8 protein-coding genes and 1 tRNA gene are annotated in these 17,908 nt (G+C 66.8%); 6 read left to right on the top strand and 3 right to left on the bottom strand.

The window, feature by feature from the left end; all coding sequences use genetic code 11:
* The first annotated feature begins 22 nt into the window (after positions 1–22).
* Positions 23–298, top strand: coding sequence for an oxidative damage protection protein (locus ACW5DN_RS01855; RefSeq protein WP_456962932.1), 276 nt, complete (start codon positions 23–25; stop codon positions 296–298).
* Between the two features lie 7 nt (positions 299–305).
* On the opposite strand, the gene ACW5DN_RS01850 is transcribed toward ACW5DN_RS01855, so the two are convergent.
* Complete coding sequence (locus ACW5DN_RS01850) at positions 306–734, bottom strand: DUF6491 family protein (protein WP_456961057.1); 429 nt, start codon at positions 732–734, stop codon at positions 306–308.
* Positions 735–895: 161 nt separating this feature from the next.
* Here ACW5DN_RS01850 and ACW5DN_RS01845 point away from each other — a divergent pair.
* Positions 896–971 (top strand) — tRNA-Phe (locus ACW5DN_RS01845).
* 119 nt (positions 972–1,090) lie between these two features.
* On the opposite strand, the gene ACW5DN_RS01840 is transcribed toward ACW5DN_RS01845, so the two are convergent.
* Together ACW5DN_RS01840 and ACW5DN_RS01835 are read right to left on the bottom strand one after the other, a co-directional pair.
* Entirely contained in the window at positions 1,091–11,560 is a 10,470-nt protein-coding gene (locus tag ACW5DN_RS01840; protein ID WP_456961056.1) for a two-partner secretion domain-containing protein, read from the bottom strand.
* An 11-nt stretch (positions 11,561–11,571) separates the two neighbouring features.
* Positions 11,572–13,239: a ShlB/FhaC/HecB family hemolysin secretion/activation protein gene (locus ACW5DN_RS01835; RefSeq protein ID WP_456961055.1), complete on the bottom strand. Its 1,668-nt coding sequence runs from the start codon at positions 13,237–13,239 to the stop codon at positions 11,572–11,574.
* A 342-nt stretch (positions 13,240–13,581) separates the two neighbouring features.
* Between ACW5DN_RS01835 and ACW5DN_RS01830 the strand changes: the two genes are divergently transcribed.
* The 4 genes from ACW5DN_RS01830 (at position 13,582) to ACW5DN_RS01815 (ending at position 17,842) form a co-directional block, all read left to right on the top strand.
* Positions 13,582–14,046: an NDR1/HIN1-like protein gene (locus ACW5DN_RS01830; protein WP_456962931.1), complete on the top strand. Its 465-nt coding sequence runs from the start codon at positions 13,582–13,584 to the stop codon at positions 14,044–14,046.
* Positions 14,047–14,112: 66 nt separating this feature from the next.
* On the top strand, positions 14,113–15,903 hold the full coding sequence (locus ACW5DN_RS01825) for an acyl-CoA dehydrogenase C-terminal domain-containing protein (RefSeq protein ID WP_456961054.1): 1,791 nt from the start codon (positions 14,113–14,115) through the stop codon (positions 15,901–15,903).
* 75 nt (positions 15,904–15,978) lie between these two features.
* The gene (locus ACW5DN_RS01820) at positions 15,979–16,677 is read left to right on the top strand and encodes an HNH endonuclease (protein WP_456961053.1); all 699 of its coding nucleotides are present in this window, start codon (positions 15,979–15,981) and stop codon (positions 16,675–16,677) included.
* A 64-nt stretch (positions 16,678–16,741) separates the two neighbouring features.
* A complete protein-coding gene (locus ACW5DN_RS01815) occupies positions 16,742–17,842 on the top strand; it encodes a hypothetical protein (RefSeq protein WP_456961052.1) in 1,101 nt (366 codons plus the stop codon).
* Positions 17,843–17,908: the final 66 nt, after the last annotated feature.

Below are 17,908 nucleotides of genomic sequence, written 5' to 3'. Positions count from 1 at the left end.
CCAATTTCAAGGAGATCTGATGATGGCCCGTACCGTCTACTGCGAACACGACAAACGCGACGCCGAAGGACTCGATTTCGCACCCTGGCCGGGTGACGCCGGCAAGCGGGTATATGCCCATATCGGCAAGCCCGCCTGGGCCAAGTGGCTGGCCCACCAGACAATGCTGATCAACGAGAATCGCCTGTCACCGATGGACCCCAAGCACCGCGCCTTCCTGCAGGCGCAGATGCTGAAGTTCCTGTTCGAAGGCAACGTTGATCAAGTGGCGGGCTATATTCCGCCCGACGGTGATTGAGCCCGCGCTACTTGCCTTCCACACTGTCGCGGGCGGCGTCTTCGGCCTTCTTCAGGGCTTTGACGTCCAGCGGAAGGATCTGCTGGATCCGGCACGGGAAGTTGGTGGTTCCACGATCGAGCACCACCACGCTGTCCATCCCGGCGAAGACCGTCCCGCCCTGCCCGCTGAAACTGATGGCATGCCCGTATTCCAGGCCCGGACAGCGCCCACCGAGTTCCAGCAGGTAGGCCTGGTTGCGCCGGGTCCAGACCGCCAGGGCGCTATCGCCCAGCGGCGTCCAGCTGTAGAGCGTGCCTAGATTGTGGAAGCTGTTGACCGGCGCTCCGGCATGCGCACGGTGGATGTCCAGGCGCTGATCGTCGGGCAAGGTCGCGGTGGTGGCGCAAGCGGTCAGCAGCGCTACGACGGCGACCGAAAGGAAGATACGTTTCATGTCTGCTCCCGGGTTGGCGAAGGAGGTGCTCAAAAGTGCATGGTGCACCGAGGGTTGCGATGATTTTGGCACGAGCGCAAACGCATTCAGCTCACATCCGGCTTGCCACCTACGCCATCAGCCCGCTATCATGCCGCTCCTTCACGGCCAGCCCGTGACAGGGCCGGGTAGCTCAGTTGGTAGAGCAGGGGATTGAAAATCCCCGTGTCGGGGGTTCGATTCCCTCCCCGGCCACCATTTTGGTGGATAGCGTAAGCGAGAAAAAAGCTCCCAGCGATGGGAGCTTTTTTTGGCCTGAAGCTTCAGCCTCCATTTGCCCTACCCTCGGGCGCTCATTGGCTCACGGCTCCGAAGGATCACTCCCTCTCGCCGCATTCCGACCCGGGCAAATCCGGGTTGCACTCGGGACGCAGGTGTTCCGGCAAGCGAATACCCGGGTCAACGATTCCGTAGCCACGGTAGGGCGAATCGGAATCGACGTCCGTCAATGCCACCGTGCGATAGCTGGCGTTCTGCGCTCGTGCGGCCCATTCCGGCACCATGCTTCCGCCCACGATGGGCAACTGCGCCCCATCGCTCGAAACCGCGTAGAAATAGGCTGGGGGCTTGCCAATTTGCGTCACGTACTGGGGATGGGTTCCCCACACATAGATTGGCGCCGGTTGCAGCCCGATGTGGCCGGTAGAGGCGAAGGTACCGCTACCGTTGTAAAGCCACGCCGTTCCCTGCTGAAGCAAGTCGCCGCCAACAACGGACAGATAAGTGTCGGCGATTCCCGCGTCCACCGTAAACCCGCTGCCATCGACTGAAGACAGGGTCAGTGTCCGGCCATTGGTCATGCTGAAGCCGGAGCGGGAAGTGAAGTTCCCGAGCACATCGACCTGGTTGTCAACATGGTGATCGGCACTGCCGAGTGTGGTCGCACCACCGGCCCGGCCACTGAGCGTCCCCGCTGCGATGCTGGCACCCTCCCGCGCGGTAATTGCGCCGCTCGCATCGAGATGCACCTCCTGCGCGGACACTGCTCCGTCGATGAGGATGTCGCCCCCGGTCGCCGTCAGTACGGCGTGGTCTCCTCCGCTCACCAGCCCGGTGACATTCAATGCGTTTGTGCTGGTTGCCGTCAGCTGCCCGGCCGTCACCGTGCCCAGCGTGAGGGTGTTGGCGTCCGTGATCGTCACGGTGCCGCCACTGATGTTCACCGCGCCGACGAAATCGTTGCCCGCGTTCGCCAGCGTCACGTCGCCCGTACCGGCATTCGCACTCGTGATACCGCTCACTGACAACAGTCCCGTATCCTGCACGATGGCCGCGTCGTGGCTCGTCAGCGACAGGTCACTCGTCGCCGTCACGTCGGCGCCCAGCGCGATTCCGTCATCGCCATGCAGGGTCACGTTCGCACCGCTCAGATCGGCCGTCGTGGCCAGCAGAGTGCCGGACTGCAGCACCAGGTCGGCAGCTCCCGTGTCGATCGTGGCCCCACCCAGGTTCAACGCACCGCCGGCCGCCAGCGTCACCGCCTGGTTGGCACCGCTTGCCAGTGACGCCACCGTCAGGTCATTCATGTCGCGCAGCGAGATTGCGCCAGCGGCCACGTCCACCGCGCCGGCGAAGTCGTTGCCCGCATTCGCCAGCGTCACATCGCCCGTACCCGCATCCACGTTCGTGCTGCCGTCTACCGACAGCACGCCTGCGGCCTGTACGATCGCTGCATCCTGGCTCGTCAGCGACAGGTCACCGGTCGCCGTCACATCGCCGCCCAGCGCGATACCGTCGTCGCCCTGCAGGGTCACGTCCGCGCCGCCCAGGTCTGCGGTCGTCGTCAGCAGGCCCCCCGACTGCAGCGCAAGGTCGGCGTTGCCCGTGTCGATCGCGTCTCCGCCGAGGTTCAACGCGCCGCCAGCCATCAGCGTCACCGCCTGATTGGCCCCGTTGCCCAACGACGCCACCGCCAAATCATTCATGTCGCGCAGCGAGATTGCGCCGCCGGTCACGTCCACTGCACCGCCGAAGTCGTTCCTCGCGCTGGTCAGCGTCACGTCACCGGTACCTGCATCCAGCTCGGTCGTGCCGCCTACCAGCAGCGCACCGTCCTGCTCGATCGCGCCGCCGTTGCTGGTCGCCACCAGCGCGCCCGACACGTCGGTGGTTCCCAGGTTCAGCCGACCCGTGCTCGTCGCCGTCAGCTGCCCGGCCGTCACCGTGCCCAGCGTCAGGGCATTGGCGTCCCGTATCGCCACGGTGCTGCCGGTGATGTCCACTGCGCCTACGAAATCGTTGCCGGCGTTTGCCAGCGTCACATCGCCCGTACCCGCATCCACATCGGTGCTGCCGCCTATCGATAGCGCGCCGCCGGTCTGCACGATCGCCGCGCCCTGGCTCGTCAGCGACAGGTCGCCGCTCGCCGTCACGTCACCGCCCAACACTACGCCGTCGTCGCCCTGCAGGGTCACGTTCGCGCCACCAAGGGCCACCGTCGTGGCCAACAGCGTGCCCGACTGCAGCGTTAGGTCGGCGGTGCCCGTGTCGATCGGTGAGCCGTTCAGGTTCAATGCACCGCCAGCCGCCAGCATCACCGCCTGGTTGGCCCCGTTGGCCAGCGACGCCACCGCCAGGTCATTGGCGTCGCGCAGCGAGATGGCGCCGCCGGTGACATTCACCGCACCGACGAAATCGTTGCCTGCATTCGCCAGCGTCACGTCGCCCGTGCCCGCATCCAGTTCGGTCGTGCCGCCGACGTGCAGCGCGCCGCCCTGCTCGATCGCACCACCGTTGCTGTGCGCCACCATCGCGCCCGACACGTCGGTGGTTCCCAGGTTCAGCCGACCCGTGCTCGTCGCCGTCAGCTGACCGGCGGTGACCGTGCCCAGCGTCAGGGCGTTGGCGTCCGTGATCGCCACGGTGCCGCCGGTCACGTCCACCGCACCGACGAAGTCGTTACCGGCGTTCGCCAGCGTCACGTTGCCCGTGCCCGCGCCCAGTTCGGTCGTGCCGCCCACGTGGAGCGCACCGTCCTGCTCGATCGCGCCGCCGTTGCTGGTCGCCACCAGCGCGCCCGACACGTCGGTCGTGCCCAAGTCCAGGCGGCCCGTGCTCGTTGCCGCCAGCTGATCGGCGGTGACCGTGCCCAGCGTTAGCGCGGTGGCATCCGTGATTGCCACGGTGCCGCCGGTCACGTCCACCGCGCCGACGAAGTCGTTACCCGCGTTCGCCAAGGTAACGTTGCCCGTGCCGGCATCCACGTCCGTGATGCCGCCTACCGACAGCACGCCTGCGGTTTGCATAATCGCCGCGTCCTGACTCGTCAGCGACAGGTTACCGGTCGCCGTCACGTCGCCGCCCAGCGCGATACCGTCGTCGCCCTGCAGGGTCACGTCCGCGCCGTCCAGCGACGCCACCGTCGTCAACATGGCTCCCGACTGCAGCGCCAGGTCGGCAGTGCCCGTGTCGATCGGTGAGCCGTCCAGGTTCAACGCACCGCCTGCCACCAGCGTTACCGCCTGGTTGGCGCCGTTGGCCAGCGATGTCACGACCAGGTCATTCGTGTCGCGCAGCGAGATTGCGCCGCCGGTGACATTCACCGTACCGACGAAGTCGTTGCCCGCGTTCGCCAGCGTCACGTTGCCCGTGCCAGCGTCCAGTTCCGTCGTGCCGCCTATGTGCAGCGCGCCGCTTTGTTCGATCGCACCACCGTTGCTGGTCGCCATTAGCGCACCCGACACGTCGGTGGTTCCCAGCTCCAGGCGGCCCGTGCTCGTTGCCGCTAGCTGATCGGCGGTGACCGTGCCCAGCATCAGCGCGTTGGCGTCCGTGATCGCCACGATACCTCCGGTGATGTCCACCGTGCCCGCGAAGTCGTTGCCCGCGTTCGCCAAGGTTACGTTGCCCGTGCCCGCATCCACGTCTGCGCTGCCGCCTACCGACAGCACGCCTGCGGTCTGCACGATCGCTGCATCCTGGCTCGTCAGCGACAGGTCACCGGTCGCCGTCACGTCACCGCCCAACGCGATACCGTCGTGGCCCTGCAGGGCCACGTTCGCACCGCCAAGGTCTGCGGTCGTCGTCAGCAGGCCCCCCGACTGCAGCGCCAGGTCGGCGGTGCCCGTGTCGATAGCGTTGCCGCCAAGGTTCAACGCGCCGCCAGCCACCAGCGTCACCCCCTGGTTGGCACCGCTTGCCAGCGACGCCACCGCCAGGTCGTTCATGTCGCGCAGAGAGATGGCGCCGCCGGTCACGTCCACCGCACCGACGAAGTCGTTGTCGGCGTTCGACAGCATCACGTTGCCCGTACCCGCGTCCAGCTCGGTCGTGCCGCCCACCGACAGCGCGCCGCCGGTCTGCACGATCGCCGCGTCCTGACTTGTCAGCGACAGGTTACCGGCCGCCGTCACATCACCGCCCAGCGCGATACCGTCGTCGCCCTGCAAGGTCATGTTCGCGCCGCGCAGGGCGGCCGTCGTGGCCAACAGCGCGCCCGACTGCAGTACTAGATCGGCGGTTCCCGTGTCGATCGGTGAACCGTCCAGGTTCAGCGCGGCACCCGCCACCAACGTCACCCCTTGGTTGGCACCGCTTGCCAGTGACGCCATCGTCAGGTCATTCATGTCGCGCAGCGAGACCGCGCCGCCGGTCACGTCCACCGCGCCGACAAAATCATTGCCAGCGTTCGCCAGCGTCACGTCGCCCGTGCCCGCATCCACATCGGTGCTGCCGCCTACCGACAGCACGCCTGCGGCCTGCGCGATCGCTGCATCCTGGCTTGTCAGCGACAGATCACCGGTCGCCGTCACATCAGCGCCCAGTGCGATGCCACCGTCACCTCGCAGCGTCACGTTCGCACCGTCCAGCGACGCCACCGTCGTCAACATGGCTCCCGACCGCAGCGCCAGGTCGGCGGTACCCGTGTCGATCGCGGCGCCGGCCAGATTCAACGCACCGCCGGCGACCAGCGTCACCGCCTGGTTGGCGCCGTTGGCCAGCGACGCCACGACCAGGTCATTCATGTCGCGCAAAGAAATGGCATCGCCGGTGACATTCACCGCACCGACGAAATCGTTGCCCGGGTTCGCCAGCGTCACGTTGCCCGTGCCAGCGTCCAGCCCGGTCACGCCACCTATGTGCAGCGCGCCACTTTGTTCGATCACACCATCGTTGCTGGTCGCCATTAGCGCGCCCGACACGTCGGTGGTTCCCAGCTCCAGTCGGCCCGTGCTGGTCGCCGTCAGCTGCCCGGCCGTCACCGTACCCAGCGTCAGGGCGGTGGCATCCGTGATCGCCACGGTGCCGCCGGTAATGTCCACGGCGCCGACGAAGTCGTTGCCGGCGTTGGCCAGCGTCACGTTGCCCGTGCCAGCGTCCAGTTCGGTCGTGCCGCCCACGTGCAGCGCACCGTCCTGCTCGATCGCGCCGCCGTTGCTGGTCGCCACCAGCGCGCCGGATACGTCGGTGGCCCCCAGGTCCAGCCGGCCCATGCTCGTCGCCGTCAGTTGCGCGGCGGTGACTGTGCCCAGCGTCAGGACATTGGCGTCCGTGATCGCCACAGTGCCGCCGATCAAGTTCACCGTGTCGGCGAAGTCGTTGCCGGCGTTCGCCAGCGTCACATCGCCCGTACCCGCATCCACGTTCGTGCTGCCGCCTACCGACAGCACGCCGCCGGTCTGCATGATCGCCGCGTCCTGACTTGTCAGCGACAGGTTACCGGTCGCCGTCACGTCACCGCCCAGCGCGATACCGTCGTCGCCCTGCAGGGTCATGTTCGCGCCGCGCAGGGCGGCCGTCGTGGCCAACAGCGTGCCCGACTGCAGCGCCAGATCGGCGGTGCCCGTGTCGATCGGTGAGCCGTCCAGGTTCAACGCACCGCCTGCCACCAGCGTTACCGCCTGGTTGGCACCGTTGGCCAGCGACGCCACGGCCAGGTCATTCATGTCGCGCAGCGAGATCGCGCCGCCAGTCACGTCCACCGCGCCGGCGAAGTCGTTGCCGGCGTTCGCCAGCGTCACGTCGCCCGTGCCCGCGTCCAGCTCGGTCGTACCACCTATGTGCAGCGCGCCGCTGGTCTGCATGATCGCTGCGTCCTGGCTCGTCAGCGACAGATCACCGGTCGCCGTCACATCAGCGCCCAGTGCGATGCCACCGTCACCCCGCAGCGTCACGTTCGCACCGTCCAGCGATGCCACCGTCGTCAACATCGAACCCGACTGCAGCGCCAGGTCGGCGGTGCCCGTGCTGATCGCGGCGCCGGCCAGGTTCAACGCACCGCCTGCCACCAGCGTTACCCCCTGGTTGGCACCGTTGGCCAGCGACGCCACGGCCAGGTCATTCATGTCGCGCAGCGAGACCGCGCCGCCGGTCACGTCCATCGCGCCGACAAAATCATTGCCAGCGTTCGCCAGCGTCACGTCGCCCGTGCCCGCATCCACATCGGTACTGCCGCTTACCGACAGCACGCCTGCGGCCTGCACGATCGCTGCGTCCTGACTTGTCAGCGACAGGTCACCGGTCGCCGTCACGTCACCGCCCAGCGCGATGCCACCCTCACCCCGCAACGTCACGTTCGCACCGTCCAGCGACGCCACCGTCGTCAACATGACTCCCGACTGCAGCGCCAAGTCGGCGGTGCCCGTGTCGATCGCGGCGCCGGCCAAGTTCAACGCACCGCCGGCCACCAGCGTCACCGCCTGGTTGGCGCCGTTGGCCAGCGATGCCACCGTCAGGGCGTTCACGTCGCGCAGCGAAATCGTACCGCCGGTCAAGTCCACCGCGCCGCCGAAGTCGTTGCCGGCGTTCGCCAGCGTCACGTCGCCCGTGCCCGCGTCCAGCGCGGTCGTGCCAGCCACCAGCAGCGCACCGTCCTGGCTGATGTCACCGCCGTTGCTGTGCGCCACCAATGCGCCCGATACATCTGTCGTTCCCAGGTCCAGCCGGCCCGTGCTCGTCGCCGTCAACTGCCCAGCGGTGACCGTGCCCAGCGTCAGCGCGTTCGTATCCGTGATTGTCACGCTGCCACCGATGATGTCCACGGCACCGATGAAGTCGTTGTTCGCGCCGGCCAGGGTCACGTTGCCCGTGCCCGCGTCCACGTCCGTGTCGCCGCCCACCGACAGCGCGCCGCCGCTTTGCACCATCGCTGCATCCTGGCTCGTCAGCGACAGGTCACCGGTCGTCGTCACGTCGCCGCCCAGGGCGATGCCGTCACCGCCCTGCAAGGTCATGTTCGCGCCGCGCAGGTCGGCCGTCGTGGCTAACAGCGTGCCCGACTGCAGCGCCAGGTCGGCAGTGCCCGTGTCGATCGCAGCCCCGCCCAGGTTCAGCCCGCCCCCGGCCACCAGCATCACCGCCTGGTTGGCGCCGTTGGCCAGCGAGGCCACCGTCAGGGCGTTCACGTCGCGCAGCGAAATCGCGCCGCCAGTCACGTCCACCGCGCCGCCGAAGTCGTTGCCGGCGTTCGCCAGCGTCACGTCGCCCGTGCCTGCATCCAGTTCGGTCGTGCCGCCGACCTGCAGGGCTCCTCCCTGCACGATCGCGCCGCCGTTGCTTTGCGCCAACAAGGCGCCCGTCACGTCGGTGCTGCCCAGATCGAGGGCGCCCGTGCTCGTCGCCGTCAGCTGCCCGGCGGTGACCGTGCCCAGCGTCAGCGCGTTGGCGTCGATGATCGCCACGGTGCCACCGGTAATGTCTACCGTGCCGGTGAAGTCGTTGTTCGCGCCGACCAGCGTCACGTTGCCCGTGCCCGCATCCACGTCCGTGCTGCCGCCCACCGACACCATGCCCCCCGTCTGCGTGATCGCCGCGTCCTGGCTCGTCAACGACAGGTCGCCGGTCGCCGTCACGTCCGCGCCCAGCGCAATGCCGCCGTCGCCCTGCAGCGTCACGTTTGCACCACCCAGCGCCGCCGTTGTCGTCAGCAATTCTCCCGACTGCAGCGCAAGATCAGCGGTGCCCGTGTCGATCGCGGCCCCGTCCAGGTTCAACGCACCCCCGGCCACCAGTGTCACCGCCTGGTTGGCGCCGTTGGCCAGCGATGCCACCGTCAGGGCGTTCACGTCGCGCAGCGAGATCGCACCGCCAGTCACGTCCATCGCGCCGACAAAATCATTGCCGGCGTTCGCCAGCGTCACGTTGCCCGTGCCCGCGTCCACGTCCGTGCCGCCGCCCACCGACAGCGCGCCGCCGGTCTGCACGATCGCCGCGTCCTGGCTCGTCAGCGACAGGTCGCCGGTCGCCGTCACGTCCGCGCCCAACGCAATGCCACCGTCGCCCTGCAGGGTCACGTTCGCACCACCAAGGTCTGCGGTCGTCGTCAGCAGGGCGCCCGACTGCAGCGCCAGGTCGGCGGTGCCCGTGCTGATCGCGGCGCCGGCCAGGTTCAACGCACCCCCGGCCGCCAGCGTCACCGCCTGGTTGGCGCCGTTGGCCAGCGATGCCACCGTCAGGGCGTTCACGTCGCGCAGCGAGATCGCACCGCCAGTCACGTCCACCGCGCCGCCGAAGTCGTTGCCGGCGTTGGCCAGCGTCACGTTGCCCGTGCCCGCATCCAGTTCGGTCGTGCCGCCGACCTGCAAAGCTCCGCCCTGCTCGATGGCGCCACCGTTGCTGTGCGCCACCAGTGCGCCCGACACATCCGTCGTTCCCAGATCCAGCCGGCCCGTGCTCGTCGCCGTCAACTGCCCGGCGGTGACCGTGCCCAGCGTCAGCGCGTTCGCATCCGTGATTGCCACGCTGGCACCGATGACGTTCACGGCGCCGATGAAGTCGTTGTTCGCGCCGGCCAGCGTCACGTTGCCCGTGCCTGCGTCCACGTCCGTGTCGCCGCCCACCGACAGCGCGCCGCCGGTCTGCACGATCGCCGCGTCCTGGCTCGTCAGCGACAGGTCGCCTGTCGCCGTCACGTCCGCGCCCAGCGCGATGCCGCCGTCGCCCTGCAGGCTCACGTTCGCACCGCCCAGCGCCGCCGCCGTCGTCAGCATGGCGCCCGACTGCAGCGCAAGATCAGCGGTTCCCGTGTCGATCGCGGTCCCGCTCAGGTTCAACGCACCCCCGGCCACCAGTGCCACCGCCTGGTTGGCGCCGTGGGCCAGCGATGCCACCGTCAGGGTGTTCATGTCGCGCAGCGAGATCGCACCGCCGGTCACGTCCACCGCGCCGCCGAAGTTGTTGCCGGCGTTCGCCAGCGTCACGTCGCCCGTGCCGGCATCCAGCTCGGTGGTGCCGCTCACGCTCAGCGCACCGTTCTGGTTGATGTCACCGCCGTTGCTGCTCGCCGCCAGGCTGCCATTGATGTCGCCGGCCCCCAGGATCAGCGAACTCTGGCTGATCGCGGTCAGGTTACCGGTCTGGAGCATCCCCAGTTCCAGGGCATTCGCGTCCCAAATCGTTGTCGTCCCTCCGGTCAGGTTGACCTGGCCGCCGAAATCATTACCTGCGTTGTTCAGCGTAATCGCGCCGGTGCCCGCATCGAATGTCGCAACCCCGCCGACGTTGAAAGCACCGCTTTGCGTAATGCCGCCGGTGGTGGTGGTGGTCAACGACAGGTTGCCGAAAATGTTCAGTGCCGGCGCCATGACGCTGGTCGCACTTACCGACAGCGCCCCCAAGGCCTGGGACTGCCCCACGCCCCCGCCGAAACCGACCGTCCCGCCCGCGCTCACGGCCAGCGCATGGCCACCATCGACCGTCGACCCAAACTGGATGTTTCCGGCGCCGCCGCCTGACAGCGTGGTATCGCTGACAAGGGTGACGGCGCCGACATAGTCCTGGTCTCCGGACGTGGCAATATCACCGCTGAGGAACAGGCCATTCGGGCCGGTCATCGATACCGTGCCCGAATCGATGTCGCCGGTAGAGCGCACCGCGCTACCCGATCCGATCAGGGTGACGCTACCGTCAGCTTGCACGCCCAGCCCCGTAGCATCGATGGTCCCGCTGTGATTTACCGCATCGTCCAGGACGCCGGCGGCGAGTCTGGCGTGCAGGTACACCGCTCCGCCATTTGCCTCCAGCCGCCCCCGGTTCTCGACCACCGCGAGCGCGCCCGTAACCGTGGCGTCGAGCGCATCGCCGACCACGATCGAGAAGTCGCTGCCGGGGAACAGGTTCAGCGTCGCACCTTTTCCGCCAAGCAGATCCACCCGGCCTGCCTCGGCGCTGATCAGGCCGCTCGTGTCGTTCAGGACGTGGCCGCCAAGCAGGATGGCATGGCCGCCGTTGGTCACCACGATGTTGCCGCGGTTGATGATCGAGGCCGGAGAACCGGTCTGCTCGAACACGAAGCTGTTGTTGACGTACTCGCCGCCCTGCTGTGCCAGGAAATCACCGGTATTGGTCAAGAGCGTCGACGCGACGAGCCCGCCGACGTTGAGCTGCGCGGTTTCGCCGAAGACGATGCCATTCTGGTTGATCAGGAAAATGGTGCCGGCCGCCTCGATGTTCCCGAAGATCTGGCTCGCGTCGAGATCCATGATCTGGTTGAGCGCGATGTCGCCAACCACCTGGTCGAACGTCACCGTGGCATCTTCGCCCACGTCGAAAGTGTTCCACAGGATCAGTGCCCGTTCCTCGATCTGGGTGACCGTCATGTTCCCGGCGCCATCGGCCGTGATGCTCCCGATGCCGCCCAGTGGGATACCGCCGGTCGGCAGCTGGGTCGGTGCCACCTGCGCCGTGGCCGGCAGGCCTGCCATGCCGAGTGCAAGCGCGGACAGCACGGCCACGACCCGGCGTCCCCGCCGCCCGCGCGCCGTTCCGCCATGACTGCGATGCGCGAATTCCGACACCACCTGGAGCTGGCCGAGCGCGCGGTTGAAGACGAGGTTGTAGATACGATTCATGGGAATGCTCCCTAGAAAACCATGCCGAATTTGGCCCAGATCCTGAAGTCGTCGCCATCGGAGGCGTCCTCGTTCCCAAGGGGAACGGCGGCCGCCAGCCTGAAGTCGAGTCCATGGAAGCCGGGCAGCTGGAAGCGAAGGCCCGCGCCCACGCCGTCGAAGGTCCTGCCAGGACTGCCCACGCTGCCGGCCGCCGACGACACCCGCCCGTGGTCGGCGAACATTTCGAACTGCAGCACTTCGCGCCACGGCCGCCCGCCGAACGGTGACGCCTTGTCGCCGAAGCCCGGCGCATCGACGTGGTACTCGACCGCGACGTGGTAGCCGCGGTCGCCCAGCGCGTCGGAAATCGGATACGCACGCACGCTGTCGGGGCCGCCGAGCGCGAACTGTTCCATCGGCACGAGCACGTCGTTGCTGTACTGGCCATTGACCTTCAGGTACAGCCGCTGCGAATGGGTCAGGTACTGCATGCGCACAAAGGAAAGCCGCAGTGACCAGAAGTCGCTGTCGCGCTGCGGAGTGATCAGGTCCGGACTGCCTGAACGGTCATTGAGCCCATGGCGGACACTGGCCTGCAGCAGGCTGACGCCGCGGGAGCGCCGATCCACGTGCCGCAGGGAGTATGCGACCTCGCCGACATCGAACCGGTGATCCGACAATTGGAAGCCCAATGCCTCCAGGGTCGACCGCTCACGTACCAGCCGCAGCGCTGCCTGCATCTGCAGGTCTTCGCGGTTGACGAACTTCCACTCCGCACCCAGCTGTGCGATCTCGGTGGGGCCGCTGATGCCAAGAGCGGCGAACGGCCCGCTCCGGACTTCCATCTCGCTGCGCGCGTAACTCAGGCTGGCACCCAGTCCCGGGACGGCAGCGACCGGGATGGAGTAGGACAGCGCGCCCTGGTTGCTCTGCTGGGGATCCAGGGCATGGACGTAGCTGGCGGAGAACGCATCACCCAGGCCGAGCGGCGAGTCCCAGGCCACGCCCACCTGCGCGCGATAACGGCCGGTGAGTTCGGTGCCATGGTTACTCAAGCCCACGGAGAACCGGTAGGGACGATCGGCCTCCCGCGCCACCATGACCAAGTCGGTTTCGCCCATGTTCGTTCCGGGCTGCAGGACCGATGAAATGGACACGCCCGGAAGGTCGCGCGCGTACAGCAGCGCGGTATCCAGTTCGCTCTTGTGCAGGATGCGGCCGCGCAGGGGATCGACCGGCGCGGTGATCACGCCGGGGCGGTAGCGTTCGGTGCCTTGCACGATCACGTTGCCCAGCCGGCCCTCGAGCACCTCGATGCGCACCCTCCCGTCCGGGCCCGCGGACTGCGCGGGAAGATAGGCCTTGCTGACGATGAATCCGGCTTCGCGATACGCCGCCGTGATCGCCGCGGCCACGTCCTGCAACTGATCGAAGTCCAGTTCGGCCTCGCCCTGGCCGCCCGCGAGCTCGGCAAACCGGTCATCGGCAATTGCCTGCATGGCTGCCGGCGTGATGCCGATCTCCGGATGCGTACCGACACCTTCCACGACGAACCCCTGCACCCGCAGAACGAGGTCGGCCGTATCGGCACGATCGCGTACGGAGGGTAGATGCTGCTCCGTCACGGCGTCCGGCGACGACGGAGTCGATTGCTGCGCTTGTGCCACGGCGCCAGGGAGGTAGAGCGCGATCGCCAAAACCGACGCAGGATAGCGCCACAGCGAAGTTCGGCCGCTCTTCTCCCCAAACAGACGCCGATTCCGGCGTCGGAATTGCCTGTCACTCATATTGTCCCCTACCCGTCTCCCTCCCCTGGCGCGATACTACAATGTTCCTGAACAAGGTGTCGGGCGGTTCGGTATACGGCCGCCGCACGGCCTGCACCGATTGTTGCAGCGCGCAAAACTCATGAAAGACCGCATGAAAGGCGCCGGTCCGCAGCGAACGCGCGGCTGCGCAACTCGGCGGGCACCATGCGCCGTAGTATCCTCGGCTGTCGCACTCACGGAGCAACCGACATGACGACAGGCAAGCACTGGATGAGGTGGATCGGTTTGGCTCTGTGCGCCGCCCTATTGGCAGCTTGCGCCAGTGGGCCGGTGCGTCGCGTGTCGGAGCCGTCCGCACGCATCCAGCAGTTGACTGTCCTGGCCGACGGCAGCTGGTCGGCCGAATTGCGGATCGAGAACTTCAGCAGCATCCCGATGCGGTTCGACTCACTGCGCCTCGCACTTGAGGTGGACGACCAGGAAGCCGGCGCGCTGGCGGCACAGCCGGCGGTGACCATCGGCCCGGAATCTGCCGACGTGATCACCGTGACACTCGCGCCTTCGGTTGCCGCAAAGCTTGAAGTCGCCGATGCACTGGCCCGCAACCAGGGCCTGGATTACGCACTTGAGGGAACCATCACCGCGACACCCGACGACGAGCGCCAGCGTGAGTACAAGATCGAGCGCAACAGCACGTTGAGTCCGGCACCGGGGCTGCCTGGCGTGTTGCGCTGAGCAGCGGGCAGCCAGACTTCCACAAGTTCCAATCCATTCAAATCTTTGCCCAACCGAGGGTCCTCGATGAGCCAGTACAACGTTCCCCTTCGCGACATGCAGTTCGTCCTGTTCGATGTGCTCGACAGCGAGGCCGAGTTCCAGCGGCTGGGCTTCACCGATGTCAGTCGCGACCTGCTCGATGCGGTCCTGGAGGAGAGCGCGAAGTTTGCCGAGAACGTGCTCGCACCGCTCAACGAAGTCGGGGACCGCGAAGGCTGCCAGTTCGACAAGGCGACCGGCACCGTCACCACGCCGACCGGCTTCAAACAGGCATACGAGCAATACGTGGATGGTGGCTGGACCGGGCTGGTGTCATCGGTGGAGTTCGGCGGCCAGGGCCTGCCGCACCTGGCTGGCTTCGCGCAGAAGGAAATGATCGATGCCGCCAACCTGGCCTGGGGAAACTTTCCATTGCTCTCCCACGGCGCCACCGAGGCACTGCTGCACCACGGCGAGGACTGGCAGCGCGAGGTGTTCCTGAAGCCCCTGGTCGAGGGCCGCTGGACAGGGACCATGTGCCTGACCGAGCCGCATTGCGGCACCGACCTTGGCCTGCTGAAGACCCGTGCCGAGCCGAACGACGATGGCAGCTACTCGATCACCGGGACCAAGATCTTCATCACCGCCGGCGATCACGACCTGACCGAAAACATCATCCACCTGGTGCTGGCGCGACTGCCGGAGGCGCCCGCCGGCAGCAAGGGCATCTCGCTGTTCGTGGTACCCAAGATCCGCATTGCGCGCGATGGCAGTACAGGTGACGCCAACGCGGTGCGTTGCGGCAGCATCGAGCACAAGATGGGCATCCACGGCTCGGCGACGTGCGTGATGAATTTCGACGGCGCGCAGGGCTATCTGGTCGGCAAGCCGCACAAGGGCATGGTCGGGATGTTCACCATGATGAATGCCGCACGCCTGGCGGTAGGATTGCAGGGCCTGGGCCTGTCGGACCGTGCGCTCCAGAACGCGTTGGCATACTCGCGCGAGCGGTTGCAGATGCGCTCGCTGTCGGGCCCGAAGTTTCCCGACAAGCCTGCCGACCCGATCATCGTGCATCCCGATGTGCGCCGCATGTTGTTGACTTGCAAGGCACTGGTGGAAGGTGGCCGGGCCATGAGTTATCACGCCGGGCTGCAGATCGATGTCGCCCAGAACGCCACCGACCCGACCGAGCGCGAGCAGGCCGATGCGCTGGTGGGTTTCATGACCCCGATCGTGAAGGCCTGCCTGACCGAATGGGGCGTGGAATGTACCTATCACGCGGTGCAGTGCTACGGGGGCCATGGCTATATCGCCGAGAACGGCGTGGAGCAACTGGCCCGCGACGCGCGGATCACCACGCTGTATGAAGGCACCACCGGGATCCAGGCGCTGGATCTGGTCGGCCGAAAGATCCTGCAGCTGCAAGGCGCCGGGTTGAAGGTAATGCTGGGCATGATCGAGCAGTTCTGCAGCGACAACGCGGGCAACGCCGCGGTCGCCGAGTTCATCGCACCGCTGCGCGCCCGGATCGACGAGTGGCAACGGCTGACGATGCAGATCGGCAAGCGTGCGGCCACCGACCCGGACGAGATCGGCGCGGCCGCCTATGACTACCTGATGTACTCGGGCTATGTCGCCCTCGCCTACTGGTGGGCACGCAGTGTTGCCGCCAGCGAAGGTTCAACGCAGCCGGAGGAATTCAAGGCCGGAAAACGCGAGACTGCCCGGTTCTATTTCGCGCGGATCCTGCCGCGTACGCTGGCCCACGCGGCGGCGATCGACAGTGGCAGCAGTTCGCTGATGGCACTGGACGCAGGACAGTTCGACGCCTGAGGACGGCGCAACTCGTCGCAAGCGCGCGCAGGCCCGATCCAAATCGCCACAAATCAGGTATATGCTCGATTTCCAATGGAGATCGACACAGCACCGTTATCGCTGGTTCGCTCTGGAATCCCCGCCGGATGCAGCAACCGGCCGGATCCGGATGATCCTCCGTTCGGCTCGTCCGCGCTCGATTCGCGCCACGCACTGGAGCATCTCAACGCGGTACGGCTGCTGTCGCTGGATGCCTACGGCCAGGCACTCAGCTGGATAAACTGGCAGCAGGCCGCATGCCTGTATGCCCGCGATGCGGTGGCATGGACGCTCGGTGACCCGTGCCTGGAAGTCCACGGTGGTTTCAACCGGCTCAGTGGCCAGCACAGCCTGCTGGAGCTGCACCCGATCGTGGCGGCACGCGGGCACGCCCGTTCCCGCGCGATCAACCCCACCCCATCCCTGACCAACCCGGCCCTGTTCGCCCGTGACGCCCACCTGTGCCTGTACTGCGGCGACGAGTTCCACCGCCCGCAGCTGACGCGTGACCATGTCATGCCGGTATCCCGCGGCGGCCGCGATATCTGGGAGAACGTGGTCTCCGCCTGTTTCCACTGCAACTCGCGCAAGGGAAACCGCACCCCGCAGCAAGCGCGCATGCCATTGCTCGCCGTACCCTACCGGCCCAGCTGGATCGAACACCTGATCCTGTCCAACCGCAACATCCTGGCCGACCAGATGGCGTTCCTGAAAAGCCAGCTGCCCAGGAAACATGTCCGCTCGTTTGCCTGAGCACAGTGTTTGACGCCTGCAAACGGTTCCGCAACACTGGCGGATTGAAAAGATGGATTCGATAATGGCCCTTACCCTTGGCCTGACCGGCATGGATCCGGCGACCGAAACTTCGTTAAAGGCCGCCTTCACGGAGGCCAACGGGCGCTTGGGCTCCGCATGGCAATTGATGCCGGTCGCCGGGGCCGAGTACGTCGTCGTCGATATGGACAGCATGTACGGGCCAATGAGCTGGCTGCGCCTGCATGCGTCGGGCAAGACCGTGATCGGACTGACGTCCGCGCCGCGCACCCAGGCCGATCTGCTGCTGGCCCAACCGTTTGATGCGGGCTCGCTGTTTTCCCTGCTCTCACAGATCGCGCCACAGCCGGCCGAGACCGCATCCGTTGCCGCTGCGCCCGAAAGCGTCGCTGCGGACAAGTCGCCCGCAGCGGACTTGCCCTCAGTGCCGCCGCCAGCGGACCAAGCACCCGAAGCACAGTCGATTGACAAGGACGTCGCCGCGACACCATTGCCGTTGCCCGTCGAGCCGGAAGCTCCTGTGCCCGACGTGGCGGCCGAAGTCGTGCCGACGCTACCCGACGCCGAAGCAGATGCGCCGACCGATCTGGAACCGACCACATTGAGTGAGTGGCTTGCTTCCGGGCGTCTTGCCAGCCGGGTCAAATTCGAGCGTGACGGTCTGGCGTTGCTGGTCGATACCGCCCGCAACCAATACTTTGGCCCCAGCAGCCTGAAGCCATTGGCCGCTCATGTAACCAGCCAGGCCGATGCCAACGATTTCGTCTCCGTCCCTGATTGGGACAGCGAGATCGCCAGGATTGGCGCAGCGCAGCCGTTGACGCGACTGGTCTGGTACGCAGGACTGCTGTCGAGCCAAGGCCGCCTGACGCCGGGATTCGACCCCAAAGCGCGTTACCAACTGTTGAAATGGCCGCAAACCGAGCGCGAATACCCCAAGCATTTCCGGATTGCGACCACCATGATGAAAGGCCCGACGACGTTGCCTGACATCGCCGAAGCAAGCGGGGTTTCCATCGCGGAGGTGACCGACTTCGTCAACGCCAGCCTCGCCACCGGTTTCGCCGATATCGAACGCTTGCCCGAGCCGGCACCGGAGCCGCAAAAATCCGGCGGTCTGTTCGGACGCCTGCGCGGGCGCTGAGGGCGACTACCGCTGCCAGTCAGATCCCGCCTTGCTCCGTTCCAACGCGAGCGGGACAATGGCCTA

The organism is Lysobacter sp. A289, from assembly GCF_054072675.1.
Note: the sequence above shows the minus strand (reverse complement) of the source record. Positions and strands in the feature narration are given on the sequence as shown.